This window comes from Microlunatus sp. GCM10028923, assembly GCF_042666975.1.
In the GTDB taxonomy this organism is placed as follows: domain Bacteria; phylum Actinomycetota; class Actinomycetes; order Propionibacteriales; family Propionibacteriaceae; genus Microlunatus.
The window spans coordinates 159645-176293 of the sequence record NZ_JBHTFF010000015.1 but is presented as its reverse complement, the minus strand read 5'-3'; the positions used below and the strand labels follow the sequence as shown (position 1 = coordinate 176293).

The following is a 16649-nucleotide window of genomic DNA, read 5'->3' as shown; positions in this document are numbered from 1 at the left end:
CAGAAACTGTCCGGGTATACCGGGATAATCGAGGACATGACCGCGACCGGCCGACGGCTCGAACTGCTGACCCTGCTGCAGGCGGAGCCGGGCATCTCGGCCGGCGCGCTGGCCCGGCGGCTCGGTGTCACCGAGCGGACCGCGCGCCGCGACGTCGGCCAGCTGCGCGACCTCGGCTGCCGGATCGAGGGCAGCGCCGGCCGGGCCGGCGGCTATCGGCTGGCCCCGGGCAGCATCGTGCCCGCCCTGATGCTGAACGAGGACGAGCTGCTCGCCGTCGCGCTCGGTCTCCGTACCCTCACCGGGGTCCCGGACGGCGACACGGCCGCCCTGACCGCGCTGACCAAGATCGCCGCCATCGTCCCGTCCCGGCTGCGGCACCGGCTCGGCGCACTGTCCGGGATCGCCCGGGCGGACGCTCCGCGCCGGGCCGTCGACGGAGCGGTGCTGGTCACCCTGGCCCTGGCCTGTCGCCAGCGCGAGGCCGTACGGCTGCGGCGGCGGGGCGAGGAACGGCCGCGCGCGGTGCAGCCCTGGCAGCTCGTCCACGCCGGCACCACCTGGTACCTGATCGCCGCCGAACGCGACGTCGGCGAGTGGCGCACCTGGGCCCTGGACCGGATCGAGCGAGCCGAGCTCCTCGGCACCAAGCTCCCGGCCCCGGACCCGCCGGACGACCCGGTCGCCTTCGTCACGCGCTCCCTGGCCCGCGGCCGCCGGCACCAGGTCCGGCTCCGCGTCGACGCCCCGGCCGAGGTGGTCCGGCGCGCGGTCCCGGCCACTGTCGCCGAGGTGATCGAGGACGGCGACACCTGCGAACTGCACCTGGCCACCGACGAACTCGCCGGCGCCGCCCGCTGGATCGTCTCGCTCCGCCTCGACGTGGATGTGATCGAGCCCGCCGAGCTGCGCGACCACCTTCGTCGGCTCGGAGCTCAGCTCCTCGACCGCTACGCCGACGCTCCGCCCTGATGATCATTCGTTCCCCGGCGAATCACGGGTGGGTGACACAAATCTGCAACGGAACCCTTCGAAATAGCTCGAAATCGGCCCCGGCGAGGCGTTGCATTGCAGATTTGTGACAGCAAGCCCGTCGGACCCTTCCGTCCTCAGCGGGCGGTCATCCTCGCGGCCAGCAGTCGTCGCTGGCGTTGCCGCCAGGGGCGTCCGCTCTCCCGACCGGCTCGGACCCGCCAGTCGTCGACGGCCAGGTCGAGGTCGGCGATCACGACAGACGGCTGCTCGCCGGGCGTTCCGCGGACCAGCCACCGGTAGCCGGGCCAGGCCACACTGCTGCCGAGCCAGTCGGGTTCCAGCGCAGACGTGGGTTGCAGGACCCAGAGGTCGGCCATCTCGGCGAGGGCAAGGACCCGCTGGTCCTCGTTCGAGGGGTCGGGGCCTTCCGTCATCGTGGCCAGGACGAGCGCATCGGCCTCGAGCGTCTCGTACTCGATCACGAGCTCGGGGAGCATCCCTTCGATGCAGAGCAGGCAGCCGAAGCGAATCCCGTCCACGGTGAAGATCAACGGCTCGCTGCCGCGGGTGAGCTGATAGACCGCGTCCTCGTTCCGGGACACGTGACGCTTGTCGTACCGGCCGATCGTCGTTCCATGATCATCGATCACGACCAGGCTGTTACAGGGATGGCTCGGATCCACCTGACGGGTGAGGCAGCCGACCACCACCCAGATCGAGTGTTCGGCCGCGGCCTTGGCGATGGCCCGCAACTCCTCCTCGACCGCGTCCCAGGCGTACTTGGTCCAGTCCGCCACGGTCACGCGGTCGGGGTCGGCGGAGATCGCCCGTTTCGTCGGGTACGAGAGCGCGCCCTCGGTGAAGGTGACCAGCCGGGCTCCCGCAGCGGCGGCTTCGCCGATCAGCGTCCGGATGATCGCGCCGTTGCGGCGGACGTCCTCGGCACTCACACCACGGTGCGCGCCGACGCCTTGCCCCAGCGCGACGCGAAGCCTCGCCGGCTTGCTCGGGTCCGTCATCGCGCCTCGCCTCCGGCCGTCTCGGGGATCGCCCACGATCGTGCCACCTGCGCCGCCGAACAGACGCCAAGGGCCCGATCCGAGTGTCGGATCGAGCCCCTGGCCTTCCTTCAGTACGACGAAGCCGGGCTAGATCAGCCCCTGCTCCTTCAGCCACTCCTCCGCGACGTCCCGCTCCTTCTCGCCGTCGAGGTCAACCCGGCCGTTCAGCTGGATCATGACGTCGGCGGTCAGCTTCTCGCTGATCGGCGCCATGATCTCCGCGATCGCGGGGTGCTGGTCGAGGGTCTCCTGGCGCAGGGTGACGGCGCCCAGGTACTCGATGAAGAAGTTCTGGTCGTCCTCCAGCACCAGCAGGTCGTTGGCGGCGATCCGGGCCTCGGTCGTGGTGACCTCGCCGAAGGCGCAGTCCTTGCCGATCTGCGGGTAGACCAGGTTGAGGTCGAGCTCGACGACGTTGGAGAACTTGAAGCCGTACGCCTTCTGCAGGCCGGGCAGGCCGTCGTCGCGGTTGATGAACTCGCTGGCCGCGCAGACCGCGCCCTGGTCCGGGTTCTCCTTGATGAACTTCGCCGCGTCACCGAGCGTCTTGATGTTGTTCTCGGTGGCGAAGGCGTTCTTCACCGCGATGCCGTACGCGTTCTCGAACTTGGCCGGCGGCAACCAGGCGACCCCGTTCTTCGCGTCGGCCTGCTTCACCTGCTCGTACAGGTCGTCCGGGACGTCGGTCGGCTCGTTGCCGAGGATGTTCACCCAGCCGGTGCCGGTGTAGTCCCAGTAGAGGTCGATCTGCTTGGTGGTCAGCGCCTCCCGGACGGTGGCGCTGCCGGTGATGCCGGTCTTGTCGTTCACCGTCGCGCCGGCGTTCTCCATCGCGACGGCGGCGAGCTGGCCGAGCACCTTCGATTCGGTGAATTCCTTGGAGCCGACGGTGACCGTCACTCCGGACAGAGCGCCGTCACCGCCCGGCTCACCTGCGTTCTGACCGCCGCCGCAACCGGCCAACAGGCCGAGCGTGGCGACAGCTGCGACCAGGATGCTGGTCGATCGTGCCCTGAAGTTCACGTTGTCTCCTTGGTTCCGTACGGGCTTCACATGGGTTTCATCGCAAAAAAGATCAAGAAGGGGTGTGACTACAGGCCGGAGGGACGCACGGCGTCCTCGATCACCCCGGCCAGGTAGTCGATCAGCAGCGCCAGCACCGCGGTCAGCACGGCGCCGGCGATCTGGATCAGCTGCCGGTTGGTCGCCATGCCGGCGACGATCACCCGGCCCAGCCCGCCGGCGTCGATGTAGGCGGCCAGGGTCGCGGTGCCGACGTTGATCACCAGCGCGGTACGGACCCCGGCCAGGATGATCGGCACCGACAGCGGCAGCTCGATCCCGAACAGCACCTGCCGGGACGACAGCCCCATCCCGCGACCGGACTCCAGCACGGCCGGGTCGACCTGCTGCAGGCCGACCACGGTGTTCAGCATCACCGGGATGATCGCGTAGATCACCAGCCCGATGATCGTCGCGCCGAACCCGACGAACGAGAACGCGACCGCGAACAGGACCAGGATGCCGATCGTCGGCAGCGCCTGGCCGAGATTGAACAGGCCGATCAGGAACGGCCGGATCGGCCGGAAGAAGCTGCGCGAGAAGAGGATCCCGAGCGGCAGCGCGATGATGATCACCAGCACCGTCGAGACCAGCGTCAGGGCCAGGTGCTCGCCGATCGCCGCCAGCAGGTTGGCGGACGACAGCGCACGCTGCTCGATGGTGTCCAGCGGCCGGGAGTTGATCACCGCAAACAGCACGACCAACACCGCCGCGCACAGCAGCGGCCGGATCAGGTAGCCGAAGACGGTCCGCCGGTGGGTCTCGACGGGAACGGTCGGCGGGGTGGTGGTGACCCGCGGGACCGACGGCGCGGCGACGGTCATCGCCGGACCCGCCCGTTCTGGGCGGTGCTGTTCAGGGTCTTGATGTCGATCACCCCGCGGTAGCGGCCCTGATCATCGACCGCGACCCCGAGCGCGTAGTCGGCGGTGATCATCTCGTTGAGCGCGTCGTGCAGGGTGGCCTGCGGGGTCAGGATCGCCTCGGCCGGGACGCCGGCCTGGTCCAGCGGCTGACCGTTGAAGTTGTGCAGCGCGGTCAGGTCCAGCCAGCGGCGCGGCCGGCCGTCGGTGTCGAGGGCCAGCAGCGCCGGCCCGCCGTCCCGGCGGAGCAGTTCGATCGCTTCCTGCCGCGGCGTGTCCGGCCCGACGGTGACCCACTCGGCGAGCTCCAGGTCGGCGACCCGGGTCAGGCCGAGCCGGCGCAGCGAGGCGCCGGAGCCGACGAACTCGGCCACGAAGTCGTTCGCCGGGTCGGCCAGGATTTGTTCCGGGGTGTCGAACTGGGCGATCGTCGAACCCTCCTGCAGGATCGCGATCCGGTCGCCCATCTTGATCGCCTCGTCGATGTCGTGGGTGACGAAGACGATGGTCTTGTGCAGTTCGGCCTGCAGCCGGAGGAACTCGTTCTGCAGCCGTTCCCGGGTGATCGGGTCGAGCGCGCCGAACGGCTCGTCCATCAGCATCACCTCGGGATCGCCGCCGAGCGCACGGGCCACGCCGACCCGCTGCGCCTGGCCACCGGACAGGTGCTTGGGGTAGCGGTCCCGGTAGGTCGCCGGGTCCAGATTGACCAGCTCCAGCAGCTCGTCCACCCGGGCCTTGATCCGGGCGCTGTCCCAGCCGAGGAGCTTCGGCACGGTGGCGATGTTCTGGGCCAGCGTCCGGTGCGGGAACAGGCCGGTCTGCTGGATCACGTACCCGATCCGGCGGCGCAGCTGGTCCGGGTCGGCCCGGGTCACGTCGGCGCCGTCGATCACGATCCGGCCGGACGTCGGTTCGATGATCCGGTTGATCATCTTCATGGTCGTCGTCTTGCCGCAGCCGGACGGTCCGACCAAGATCACGATCTCGCCCTCGTACACGTCGAGGGAGAGGTCGTCGACGGCCGGCTTGCCGGAGCCGGGGTAGACCTTGGTCAGGTTCTCCAGTTTGATCATCACGCGGCGCCTGTCGTCGTTCGGCAGGCTCGGGCTGGTCATCGGATTCCCTTCGAGGTCGTGAAGATCCGCAGCAGGTTGAGGACGATGTCGTACAGGACGGCGACGATCATCACGCCGATGATTCCGGCCAGCACCATGTTGACGCCGACCGGCGTACCGACCCGGGCCAATCCGGTGAAGATCAACTCCCCGTAACCGGGACCGAGGACGACGTTGCCGATGGCGGCGATCCCGATCAAGATCAGCGTGGTGACCCGGATCCCGGTGATGATCACCGGCCAGGCCAGCGGGAACTCGATCGTGGTCAACTGCCGGAACCGGCTCATGCCCATCCCGCGGGCCGACTCGACGATCGCGGGGTCGACCGACCGGAGCCCGGTGATCGTGTTGCGCAGGATCGGCAGCAGGCCGTAGAGGGACAGGGCCAGCACCACCGGGGTGGCGCCGAGACCGAACGGCCCGATGAACAGGACGAAGAGGGCGAACGAGGGGATGGTCAGCGTGACGCCGGCCGCCGCGAGGAGAACCTCGCGGGCGCGGTCGGTCCGGTAGACGGCGGCGCCGAGCCCGATCCCGAGGATCGAGCAGATGGCCACCGAGATCGCCACTATCGCGACATGTTGGAGCCCCAACTCCAGCATGTCGTCGCTGCGTCGGATGAGGAATTCGCCGAAATTCAGGACCTCACTCCCGTCCATGAGCTGTCACTGAGGTTCTTTCCTACACGATTCAACGAGCCCGTGCACCTGAGCCACCCCTGGGCAACCGCTCCATCACAGAGTTTGTGCAAGTATTCACAAGCTCGTAGAGTGGGCTCTGTCCGAAGGAGTGATGTGCCGACAACACCGCACCCGAAATCGGCCGACAGGCCGGCTTCGGAGAGCATGTCGGCAGGAATCCCGGACGCCACCATCGCGCGCCTTCCGGTCTATCTCCGGGTCCTCACCGCGCTCGCCGAGAGCGGTGTCTCGACCGTGAGCAGCGGTGCACTGGCCAAGGCTGCCGGCGTCAATTCGGCCCAGTTGCGCAAGGACCTCTCCTATCTCGGTTCGTACGGCACCCGCGGCGTCGGCTACGACGTGGACTACCTGCGGATCCAGATCGGCCGCGAGGTCGGCTCGGCGCACGAGTGGCCGGTGCTGATCGTCGGGATCGGCAACCTGGGCACCGCGCTGGCCAACTACTCCGGCTTCTACTCCCGCGGCTTCCGCGTGGTCGGCCTGGTCGACCCGTCGCCGCAGCTGATCGGCCGGGAGATCCACGGCCTGGCCATCTCCGACCTGGCCGACCTGGAACAGGTGGTCCGCGGCACCGGCGCGGTGATCGCCGTGATCGCGACCCCGGCCGAGGCGGCCCAGGAGATCGCCGACCGGCTGGTCGCCGCCGGCGTGACCAGCATCCTCAACTTCGCCGCCACTGTGCTCGCCGTGCCCGAGGGCGTCACCGTGCGTAAGGTCGATCTGGGCCAGGAGTTGCACATCCTCGCCTATCACGAGCAGCGTAAGGCTGAACTTGCAGGGAAAGGTGAGCAGCCGTGAGCATCCTCGCGGTCGGCGTCTCGCACAAGACGACCTCGATCGAACGTCTGTCCCGGTTGGCGCTGGACGCGCCGACCGCGGCCAAGCTCGCCGACGCGCTGGTCGCCGCCGAGCACGTCGACGAAGCCCTGGTGCTGTCGACCTGTAACCGGACCGAGGTGTACGCCTCGGTCGCGCGCTTCCACGGCGGCCTGGACGAGGTGACCGCGGAGCTGTCCGCGGTGGCCGGCATCGAGGTCGCCGAGCTGCGCGACGAGTGCGCCGTCTACTTCGACGAGGGCGCGGTCGCACACGGGTTCGCCGTCGCGGCCGGCCTCGAGTCGATGGTGGTGGGGGAGAGTCAGATCCTCGGCCAGCTGCGGCTGGCACTGACCTCGGCGCAGCGGCACGGCACCGCCGGCACCACCCTGAACGCCCTGTTCCAGCAGGCGCTCCGGGTCGGCAAGCGGGTCCAGACCGAGACCACGATCGGCTCCGCCGGGCGGTCCCTGGTGACGGCCGCCTACGACCTGCTGGAGTCCGAGTACGGCTCCCTCGACGGGGCCCGGATGGTCGTCCTGGGCGCCGGCACCATGGCCGGCCTCGCGGCCCGTACCGCGGCGGCGCAGGGGGCCCGGCTGACCATCGTGAACCGTACCCACGCGAAGGCGGAGCGGCTCGCCGAAGCGGTCGGCGGCACTTCGGTCGGGCTGGCCGACCTCGACCGCGCGCTGGCCGACGCCGACGTCCTGCTCACCTGCACCGGCGGCCGCGACCTCAAGCTCGGTGCCGACCGGCTGGCCGGGACCGGCGTCCGCGCGGTGATCGACCTCGCCGTTCCGGCCGACCTCGACCCGTCCGTCGCCGCGGCCGGGATCACCGTGATCGACATCGCCCGGCTCGGTGACCGGCTGCGCGGCTCCGCGGTCGACGGGGCCGAGGCGGCGCGCGAGCTGGTCCGGACCGAGGTGGCCGACTTCCTCGGCTCCCGGCGGGCCGCCCAGGTGGCGCCGACCGTGGTCGCGCTGCGGTCGATGGCGACCGAGGTGATGGCCGCCGAGCTGGCCCGGCTGGACGCCCGGCTGCCCGACCTCGGCGAACGCGAGCGGACCGAGATCCATCGGTCCGTCCGGCGGGTGGTGGACAAGCTGATGCACGCGCCGACGGTCCGGGTGCAGGCGCTGGCCTCCGGCGGCGAGACCGTGGACTACGCGGCCGTGCTGAGGGAGTTGTTCGCGCTCGATCCGGAGGCCGTGAACGCGGTGATGAAGCCGGAGGTCGGACCGTGAAACTTCGACTGGGGGCACGCACGTCGCCGCTCTCCCGCGCGCAGGCCGACTGGGTCACGGCCCGGCTGGCCGAGCACGGAGTGGCGGTCGAGTTCGTCGGGATCACCACCAAGGGCGACGTCGACCGGCGTGACCTGGCCCAGATCGGCGGCACCGGCGTCTTCGCCGCTGCGGTACGGGAAGCGCTGCTGGCCGGCACGATCGATCTCGCCGTGCACTCATTGAAGGACCTGCCGACCCTGCCGGAGCCGGGCCTGCGAGTCGCGGCCGTACCGGAACGGGAGGACACCCGCGACGTGCTGGTCGGGCTGCGGCTGGCCGACCTGGCCGCCGACCGCCCGACCCGGATCGGGACCGGTGCCCCGCGCCGGGCGGCCCAGCTGACCGAGTACGGCCGGGTCAACGACCGGCCGATCGAGACGGTCCCGGTGCGCGGCAACGTCGGCACCCGGGTCGACCTGGTCCGGTCCGGCCGGGTCGACGCCGTGGTGCTGGCAGCGGCCGGACTGCGCCGGCTGGGTCTGCTCTCCGGGGTCGGCGCCGAGCCGCTCGAGGTGGCCGGCCTGCCGGCCGAACTGCTGCCGGAGGAGGTCATGCTCCCGGCGCCCGGTCAGGGTGCGCTTGGGCTTGAGATCGCCGAGTCGCTCGCCCCGGAACTGGCCGCGGCGGTGACCGCCCTGAACGATCCGGTAGCCGCCCTCGAGACCCGTACCGAACGGGCTTTTCTGGCTCGTTTGGAGGCCGGCTGCACCGCTCCGGTGGGTGCCCGTGCGAAAGTCAAATCGGTCCATGGTAAAAGACACGATTTGACTCTGACCGCGGTGGTTGGGGGAAGCTTAGGGAGCAACCCGCCAGAGTCGATCGGAGACGGTTCCGTCCTGCGGGTGGAAACCAGTGGACCCGTCGATGATTCGTTCGACGTACCGCTGCGCTTCGCCACTGAAGCCGCCGATCGTGCCCTGATCGAGTTGAGACGTACCGCCCAGGACTCGGCGCGCGCGGCGCGGCGAGGCTGAAACAACAGAACGCGAGATATGCCGTGAGTACTACGTCGGTCCGCAAATCGTCACGTCAGCCTGCCCAGGTTCCCACTGCGCCGTCGCCTCGCGGCCGCGTCATCTTCGTCGGTACGGGGCCCGGCGATCCCGACCTGCTCACGCTCGGTGCGATTGCGGCTCTGGCCGACGCCGGCGCGGTGATCCTCGACTCGGAGCAGCAGCAGGAGCTCCTCGGGCACCCGGCCATCACGCTCAGCCCGGATGCCGAGGTCAGCACCCTCGGCCCGACCGAGGCCGGCAAGCCGCTGACCCCGTCGGCGCGGGCCAAGCTGGTGCTCAAGCACGCGTCCGCCGGAGCCCGCGTGGTGCGGCTGGTGACCGGGGATCCGTTCCTGGACAACGGTGTGGCCGACGAGGCCGCCGCCTGCGTCCGCGGCGGGATCGACTTCGAGGTGGTGCCGGGAGTGTCCCGGCTGACCGCCGTTCCCGAGTACGCCGGCGTCGACCTGAGCCACAGCGGCGGGGTGCACTTCGTGTCCGCGCCGGAGGGCCGGTTCACCAAGACGGCCACCGCCCAGTGGGCGGCCGCGGCGACCCTGGTGATCAGCACCCGGGCCGGCGTGGTCGCCGACCTGACCGCGGCGGCGATCGCGGCCGGCCGGCCGGACGGCGACCCGGCCCTGATCACGCTGCACGGCGGCAGCACCGAGCAGACCAGCGTGACGACCACGCTGGCCGAGCTGCCGGCGACGCTGAAGGCCTCCCGGGCCCGCGGCGCCGACCCGGTGCACGTCGTGCTCGGCGTCGCGGTGGAGCAGCGCGACCAGCTCAGCTGGTACGAGACCAAGCCGCTGTTCGGCTGGCGGGTGCTGGTGCCGCGGACCAAGGACCAGGCGGCGCCGATGGTGGCCCGGTTGCGGACCTACGGCGCGCACAGCGAGGAGGTGCCGACCATCTCGGTCGAGCCGCCGCGCAGCCCGCTGCAGATGGACAAGGCGATCCGTGGCCTGGTCGAGGGCCGCTACGAGTGGGTGGCGTTCACCTCCGTCAACGCGGTCCGCGCGGTGAAGGAGAAGTTCTCCGAGTACGGCCTCGACGCCCGCGCGTTCTCCGGGCTCAAGGTCGCCGCGGTCGGCGAGGTCACCTCGCAGGCTCTGCAGGCGTGGGGGATCGAGCCGGACCTGGTGCCGTGCGGCGAGCAGTCCGCCGCCGGCCTGGCCGCCGAGTTCCCGCCGTACGACGACGTGCTGGACCCGATCAACCGGGTCTTCCTGCCGCGCGCCGACATCGCCACTGAGACGCTGGCCGCCGCACTGGTCGAGCTGGGCTGGGAGGTGGAGGACGTGACGGCGTACCGGACCGTCCGCGCCGCGCCGCCGCCCGCCCCGATCCGCGAGGCGATCAAGACCGGCCGGTTCGACGCGGTGGTCTTCACCTCCTCCTCGACCGTACGGAACCTGGTCGGGATCGCCGGCAAGCCGCACGCCAGCACCGTCGTCGCCGCGATCGGCCCGGCCACCGCGAAGACCTGCGCCGAGCACGGCCTCCGGGTCGACGTGATGGCCGCCAAGCCGAGCGCGGTCGACCTGGCCGACGCGCTGGCCGCGTTCGCCGCGGAGCGTCGCGACGCCCTGGTCGAGGCCGGTGAACCCGTGGTCCGGCCGTCCCAGCGCAAGACCAGCCCCCGCCGTCGCTCATGACCACCCCCGCAAAGCCCGCCGACCCGGCACAAACGCAGCCGTTTTCGCGGCGTGTCGCTGCTGAGGTGCCCAGTCGGCAGGTGGCGGAGGGAGCGCCCTCGACGGCCGCCGGGCCTGATGCAGGCTCGGCACGGGTGCCGTTCGGTGTCCGCCGGCCGATCACCCAGCGGCCGCGGCGGTTGCGGACCAACCCGGTGATGCGCGGCCTGGTCCGGGAGACCTCGGTCGAGCCGCGCCAGCTGGTGCTGCCGCTGTTCGTCGGCGAGGGACTGACCGAGCCGCGGCCGATCGCCTCGATGCCGGGCGTGGTCCAGCACACGATGGATTCCCTGCGGGCCACGGCGGTCGAGGCCGCCGAGGCCGGGCTGGGCGGGCTGATGCTGTTCGGCATCCCGGAGCACAAGGACGCCACCGGGTCCGGCGCGCTGGCCGACGACGGCATCCTCAACGTCGCCGTCCGGGCCGTCGCGGAAGAGGTCGGCGACGACTGCCTGGTGATGACCGATGTCTGCCTGGACGAGTTCACCGATCACGGCCACTGCGGCGTGCTGACGCCGAACGGCACGGTGGACAATGACGCGACCCTGGAGCTGTACGCCGAGATGGCGGTGCAGCACGCCGAGGCCGGCGCCCACGTCGTCGCCCCGAGCGGGATGATGGACGGCCAGGTCGGCGCGATCCGGTCCGCGCTGGACGCGGCCGGGCATTCCCAGATCGCGATCCTGGCTTATGCGGTGAAGTACGCGTCGGCCTTCTACGGCCCGTTCCGGGAGGCCGTTTCCTCTTCCCTGCAAGGGGATCGGAAGACCTACCAGCAGGATCCGGGGAACCTCCGGGAGGCCCTGCGGGAGGTCGCGCTGGACGAGGCCGAGGGCGCCGACATGGTCATGGTGAAGCCCGCGCTGGGCTATCTCGACGTGATCCGCGCGGTCCGCGAGGCGACCCAGCTGCCGGTCGCCGCCTACAACGTGTCCGGCGAGTACTCGATGGTCGAGGCCGCCGCCGCGCAGGGCTGGATCGACCGCGACGTCGCCGTACCGGAGTTGTTGACGTCGATCCGTCGGGCCGGCGCCGACCTGATCCTGACCTACTGGGCGCTGCAGCAGGCGCGCCGATGACCGAGCCGGTCCGGTCGGCGGAGCTGTTCGAGCGAGCCAAGCAGGTGACTCCGGGCGGGGTGAACTCGCCGGTACGGGCGTTCGCCGCGGTCGGCGGCACGCCGCGGTTCATCGCCTCCGCGAAGGGCGCCTACCTGACCGACGTGGACGGCAACTCCTACGTCGACCTGATCTGTTCCTGGGGCCCGATGCTGCTCGGCCACGCCCATCCCGAGGTGCTGGCCGCGGTGCAGCGGGCGGCGCAGGGCGGCACCTCCTTCGGCGCTCCGACGCAGGCCGAGGTCGAGCTGGCCGCGGAGATCATCGACCGAACCGCCGCCGAGCAGGTACGGCTGGTCAACTCCGGCACCGAGGCGACCATGTCGGTGATCCGGCTGGCCCGTGGGGCCACCGGCCGGAACAAGATCATCAAGTTCGCCGGCTGCTACCACGGTCACGTCGACGCCCTGCTCGCGGCGGCCGGGTCCGGGGTCGCCACGCTGGCGCTGCCGGGTACGCCGGGCGTGACCGCGGCGACCACGGCGGACACGATCGTCCTTCCGTACAACGATCGTGCGGCCGTACGGGAAGCCTTCCAGCAGTACGGCGACGAGCTCGCGGCCGTGATCACCGAGGCCGCTCCGGGCAACATGGGCGTGATCGAACCGGGCACCGAGGACGGGGTCGGCTTCAACGCCTTCCTGCGCGACCTGGCCCATGATCACGGAACCTTGTTGATTTTGGACGAGGTGATGACCGGGTTCCGGGTCAGCCGCTCCGGTCAGTTCGGCCGGGACGGCGTGGCGGGCGACCTGGTCACGTTCGGCAAGGTGATGGGCGGCGGCTTCCCGGCGGCGGCGTTCGGCGGCCGGGCCGACCTGATGGCCCACCTGGCCCCGGTCGGCGGGGTCTACCAGGCCGGAACCCTGTCCGGTAACCCGGTCGCCACCGCGGCCGGACTGACCACGCTGCGGCTGGCCACCGACGACGTCTACACCCGGATCGACCGGACCGCCGCGCAACTGCAGGCCGAGGTGGCCGCCGCGCTGACCGCGGCCGGGGTGCCGCACGTGATCAACGCCGCCGGCAACCTGTTCAGCGTGTTCCTGGTCGGCGACGGCGTGACCGCGGTGACCGACTACGCCGGGGCGCAGGCCCAGTCGACGAAGGCGTACGCCTCGTTCTTCCATGCCATGCTGGACCGCGGCGTCTACCTGCCGCCGAGCGGGTACGAGGCGTGGTTCCTGTCCACGGCCCACGACGACGAGGCCCTGGACCGGATCGTCGCGGCGCTGCCGGCGGCGGCGAAGGCCGCGGCGGAGGAGCTGTAAGGAGATCAATGCCGACGAAGACCATCGTGCATCTGCTGCGGCACGGCGAGGTGCACAACCCGGACGGTGTCCTGTACGGGCGGCTGCCCGGCTTCCACCTGTCCGACCGGGGCCGGCAGATGGCCGACCGGGTCGCCGAGACGCTTCGCGATCATGACCTGACCCACCTGCGCTGCTCGCCGCTGGAACGGGCCCAGGAGACCATGCGGCCGCAGCTGGAGTTCCATGATCTTCCGGTGATCACCGACGGCCGGGTGATCGAGGCCGAGAACTACCTCGAGGGCAGCGTGGTGTCGTTCGGCGCCTCCTCGATCCTGAAGAACAAGCGGAACGCGATGCGCAGCCCGCGGAACTGGCTGCTGTTCCGCAATCCGCTGCGGCCCACCTGGGGCGAGCGGTACCCCGAGATCGTGGAGCGGATGCGGCTGGCGATCCGGGACGCGGCCGAGGCCGCGGAGGGCCACGAGGCCTTGATCGTCTCGCACCAGCTGCCGATCTGGATGGCCCGCAGCGACATCGAGGGCCGCCGGCTGGCGCACGATCCGCGCAAGCGCGAGTGCACCCTGGCCAGCCTGACCTCGATCACGATCATCGACGGCCGGGTGGCCGGCGTGAAGTACACCGAGCCGGCCAAGGATCTGCTGCCGGCCAAGCGCAGTGAGAAGTTCGTCGCCGGTGCTTAGCCGCAGCCGTTCCCTGAGCCTGTCGAAGGGCCTGAGCTTGATCGCGGCCGTGGTCCTGTTGATCACCGGCTGCAGCGTCAGCACGGCTGACGAGCCGACCCGCTCGTCCGGCGAGAACGGCTACGTCGGCGTCCAGCCGCAGCTGACCCAGATCAAGCCGGCCGACCGGAAGCCGGCCCCGGTGGTGTCCGGGCCTGAGCTGGGCACCGACAAGACGATCTCCACGGCGGACTATGCCGGCAAGGTGTTGGTGATCAACGTCTGGGGTTCCTGGTGCGCGCCCTGTCGCAAGGAGGCGCCGGACCTCAGGGAGGCCAGCGAGGAGACGAATGGCAAGGCCCAGTTCCTCGGCATCACCTCCCGCGACTTCGCCCAGGCGGCGCCGATGCGGTTCGTCGAGGAGCAGAAGATCACGTACCCGAGCATCTTCGATCCGGACGGCGCGACGCTGCTCCAGTTCTCCCGGGAACTGCCGCCGTCGGCGATCCCGACCACGTTGATCATCGACGCCGAAGGCCGGGTCGCGGTCCGGATCCTCGGCCCGATCACCAAGACCACCCTGGTCGACATGATCGACGACGTCGCCGACGGCAAGTAGCGCTGTGATGTTCGACCTCGGCGGCTGGGCGGCCGCGACGATGGGCGGGTCGATGCTGCTGGCCGTGCCGGTGGCGCTGCTGGCCGGCCTGGTCTCGTTCTTCTCGCCCTGCGTGGTGCCGTTGGTGCCGGGCTACCTCGCGTACACCTCGGGTGTCGGGGCCGCCGACGTGCTGGCCGGCAAGGGACGCGGCCGGCTGATCGCCGGCGCGAGCCTGTTCGTGCTCGGCATCGCCGTCGTGTACGTGATCATCGGCGCGGTCGTCGGTTCGGCCGGGGTGGCCCTGCTGCAGTACCGGGACCCGATCAACCGGGTGATCGGCATCGGCCTGATCCTGCTCGGGTTGATCTTCACCGGCCTGCCCGGCATCGCCCAGCGCACCCTGCGGACCGACTGGCGGCCCCGGGTCGGCGTCGCCGCGGCTCCCTTGCTCGGCGGGGTTTTCGCGCTCGGCTGGACCCCGTGCATGGGGCCGACCCTCGGTGCGGTGCTCGGCCTGGCCTGGAACCAGCAGACCGCCGTCCGCGGCGCCCTGCTGACGTTCGTCTTCACCCTCGGCCTCGGCCTGCCGTTCATCCTCGCCGCCGTCGCGTACGGACGGATGGCCCGGGCCATCGACGCCGTCCGCCGGCACCAGGTGGCGATCATGCGGATCGGCGGCGGCCTGATGATCGTGGTCGGGCTGCTGATGGCGACCGGGCTGTGGAAGTTGATCACCGAGTGGCTGCTGCAGTGGGCCGGCGGCTTCCTGCCGGCCCTGTAGGAGATGATCTTGCTGAAGTCCAAGGAACGCAAGGATGCCCCGGCCATCGGGCCGCTCGGGCTGCTGCGCTGGGGCTGGACCCAGCTCACCTCGATGCGGACCGCCCTGGTGTTGCTGTTCACGCTGGCCGTGGCCGCGATCCCGGGTTCCCTGGTGCCGCAGCGTTCGGTGTCGCCGATCGGCGTCAGCGACTTCATCGCCGCGAACCCGACGCTGGGCCCGATCTACGACCGGATCGGGATGTTCAACGTCTACACCTCGGTCTGGTTCTCCGCGGTCTACCTGCTGCTCTTCGTCTCCCTGATCGGCTGCATTCTGCCGCGCACCGCGACCTTCCTGCGTGCGCTGCGGGCCGAGCCGCCGCGGACGCCGCGGCACCTGCACCGGCTGCCCGTCCACGAGACCCGGCCGCTGACCGGCGACCATGATCAGGTTCTGGACGAGGCGGCCGAACGGCTGCGGAAGGCCCGCTACCGGGTGCTCCGCGACGGTGACGGTTCGGGGGAGGGGGACGCGGTCCGGGCCGAGCGCGGCTACCTGCGCGAAGCCGGCAACGTGGTCTTCCACATCAGCCTGGTCGTGCTGCTGATCGGCGTCGCGATCAGCGGCCTGTTCGGCTATCGCGGTAGCAGCCTGGTGATCACCGGGCAGGGCTTCTCCAACAATCTCTCCCAGTACGACGACCTCAGCGCCGGCGCCGCCTTCCAGGAGCAGATGCTGCGGCCGTTCACCGTACGGGTCAAGGACTTCGACGCCCAGTTCGAGCTCGGCGACGTGCAGACCGGCGCGGCCCGGGTGTTCGAGGCCCTGATCGAGGTGACCGAGCCGGGCCGGCCGCCGCGGGAACAGGTGCTCGAGGTGAACCACCCGCTGGCCATCGGCGGCACCTCGGTGCACCTGATCGCCCACGGCTACGCGCCGGTGGTCACGGTGCTCGACGGCGACGGCAACGTCGCCTTCTCCGGGCCGGTGCCGTTCCTGCCGCAGGACGGCAACTTCAGCTCGGCGGGCACGATCAAGGCCCCCGACGGCCGGCCGGACCGCCTTGCCTTCCAGGGCTTCTTCCTGCCCACCGCGGTCGTCGATGATCAAGGTCCGCGGTCCACCTTCCCGGACGCGATCGATCCCGCGCTGTTCCTGAACGCCTGGTACGGCCCGCCGAAGGAGGAGACCGGCGAGCCCGAGAACGTCTACTCGCTGGACACCCGCGGGATGTCCCAGCTGACCGACGAGAAGGGCGAGCCGGTCCGGCTGCAGCTGCGGCCCGGCCAGTCGATCACGCTGCCGGACGGCAAGGGCGAGATCAGGATGGACGGCTGGCAGCGCTGGGTGAAGCTGCAGATCAGCGAGACCCCCGGCCTGGTGCTCACCCTGGCCGCCGTCATCCTCGCCGTCGCCGGCCTGTGCCTGTCCCTGTTCATCCGGCCGCGCCGGGTCTGGGTCCGGATCCGTACCGGGCAGGACGGGACGCCGACGCTCGAGATCGGCGGCCTGGACCGCGTCGACGCCCGGACCGGGCTGGACGAGGACCTGGCCACCCTGGCCGACGACCTCGCCAAGACGAGCCCTGACCCTGTCGAAGGGCCGAGCCACAACACTGCGCCCTGAGCCTGTCGAAGGGCCGAGCCACAAC

Annotated in this window: 16 protein-coding genes; 11 read left to right on the top strand and 5 right to left on the bottom strand. The window is 70.7% G+C overall.

Translation table 11 applies throughout. The annotated features are described in order from the left end of the window. Positions 1–36 precede the first annotated feature (36 nt). Positions 37–972 (top strand): helix-turn-helix transcriptional regulator, encoded by a 936-nt coding sequence (locus ACFQU4_RS30000; RefSeq protein WP_377499207.1) that lies wholly within the window; start codon positions 37–39, stop codon positions 970–972. Between the two features lie 137 nt (positions 973–1109). Here ACFQU4_RS30000 and ACFQU4_RS29995 read toward each other — a convergent pair whose 3' ends face one another. The 5 genes from ACFQU4_RS29995 to ACFQU4_RS29975 all read right to left on the bottom strand — a co-directional run bounded on the left by ACFQU4_RS29995 (position 1110) and on the right by ACFQU4_RS29975 (position 5738). After that, a complete protein-coding gene (locus ACFQU4_RS29995) occupies positions 1110–1994 on the bottom strand; it encodes a carbon-nitrogen hydrolase family protein (RefSeq protein ID WP_377499205.1) in 885 nt (294 codons plus the stop codon). Positions 1995–2123: 129 nt separating this feature from the next. Beyond that, positions 2124–3059, bottom strand: coding sequence for a glycine betaine ABC transporter substrate-binding protein (locus ACFQU4_RS29990; RefSeq protein ID WP_377499203.1), 936 nt, complete (start codon positions 3057–3059; stop codon positions 2124–2126). A gap of 68 nt (positions 3060–3127) precedes the next feature. Next, a complete protein-coding gene (locus ACFQU4_RS29985) occupies positions 3128–3922 on the bottom strand; it encodes an ABC transporter permease (RefSeq protein ID WP_377499201.1) in 795 nt (264 codons plus the stop codon). Beyond that, complete coding sequence (locus ACFQU4_RS29980) at positions 3919–5079, bottom strand: ABC transporter ATP-binding protein (protein WP_377499199.1); 1161 nt, start codon at positions 5077–5079, stop codon at positions 3919–3921. The genes ACFQU4_RS29985 and ACFQU4_RS29980 overlap by 4 nt, the downstream gene beginning before the upstream one ends. Further along, complete coding sequence (locus ACFQU4_RS29975; protein WP_377499196.1) at positions 5076–5738, bottom strand: ABC transporter permease; 663 nt, start codon at positions 5736–5738, stop codon at positions 5076–5078. Before ACFQU4_RS29975 ends, ACFQU4_RS29980 begins: the two co-directional genes overlap by 4 nt. Positions 5739–5924: 186 nt before the next feature. Between ACFQU4_RS29975 and ACFQU4_RS29970 the strand changes: the two genes are divergently transcribed. The 10 genes from ACFQU4_RS29970 (at position 5925) to ACFQU4_RS29925 (ending at position 16624) form a co-directional block, all read left to right on the top strand. Next, positions 5925–6578 carry a redox-sensing transcriptional repressor Rex gene (locus tag ACFQU4_RS29970; RefSeq protein WP_377499194.1) on the top strand — a complete coding sequence of 218 codons (654 nt, stop codon included), beginning with the start codon at positions 5925–5927 and terminating at the stop codon, positions 6576–6578. Next, positions 6575–7846 (top strand): glutamyl-tRNA reductase, encoded by a 1272-nt coding sequence (locus tag ACFQU4_RS29965; protein WP_377499192.1) that lies wholly within the window; start codon positions 6575–6577, stop codon positions 7844–7846. The genes ACFQU4_RS29970 and ACFQU4_RS29965 overlap by 4 nt, the downstream gene beginning before the upstream one ends. Continuing rightward, the gene (gene hemC / locus ACFQU4_RS29960) at positions 7843–8862 is read left to right on the top strand and encodes a hydroxymethylbilane synthase (protein WP_377499190.1); all 1020 of its coding nucleotides are present in this window, start codon (positions 7843–7845) and stop codon (positions 8860–8862) included. Before ACFQU4_RS29965 ends, hemC begins: the two co-directional genes overlap by 4 nt. A gap of 23 nt (positions 8863–8885) precedes the next feature. Further along, positions 8886–10544: a uroporphyrinogen-III synthase gene (locus ACFQU4_RS29955; RefSeq protein WP_377499188.1), complete on the top strand. Its 1659-nt coding sequence runs from the start codon at positions 8886–8888 to the stop codon at positions 10542–10544. 197 nt (positions 10545–10741) lie between these two features. After that, complete coding sequence (gene hemB, locus ACFQU4_RS29950; RefSeq protein ID WP_377499352.1) at positions 10742–11662, top strand: porphobilinogen synthase; 921 nt, start codon at positions 10742–10744, stop codon at positions 11660–11662. Then, on the top strand, positions 11659–12972 hold the full coding sequence (gene hemL, locus ACFQU4_RS29945) for a glutamate-1-semialdehyde 2,1-aminomutase (protein ID WP_377499186.1): 1314 nt from the start codon (positions 11659–11661) through the stop codon (positions 12970–12972). Before hemB ends, hemL begins: the two co-directional genes overlap by 4 nt. Before the next feature lie 8 nt (positions 12973–12980). Next, a complete protein-coding gene (locus tag ACFQU4_RS29940) occupies positions 12981–13655 on the top strand; it encodes a histidine phosphatase family protein (RefSeq protein ID WP_377499183.1) in 675 nt (224 codons plus the stop codon). After that, the gene (locus ACFQU4_RS29935) at positions 13648–14253 is read left to right on the top strand and encodes a TlpA family protein disulfide reductase (protein ID WP_377499181.1); all 606 of its coding nucleotides are present in this window, start codon (positions 13648–13650) and stop codon (positions 14251–14253) included. The genes ACFQU4_RS29940 and ACFQU4_RS29935 overlap by 8 nt, the downstream gene beginning before the upstream one ends. 7 nt (positions 14254–14260) lie before the next feature. Next, on the top strand, positions 14261–15016 hold the full coding sequence (locus tag ACFQU4_RS29930; protein ID WP_377499179.1) for a cytochrome c biogenesis CcdA family protein: 756 nt from the start codon (positions 14261–14263) through the stop codon (positions 15014–15016). A 3-nt stretch (positions 15017–15019) separates the two neighbouring features. Beyond that, positions 15020–16624 carry a cytochrome c biogenesis protein ResB gene (locus tag ACFQU4_RS29925; RefSeq protein ID WP_377499177.1) on the top strand — a complete coding sequence of 535 codons (1605 nt, stop codon included), beginning with the start codon at positions 15020–15022 and terminating at the stop codon, positions 16622–16624. Positions 16625–16649: the final 25 nt, after the last annotated feature.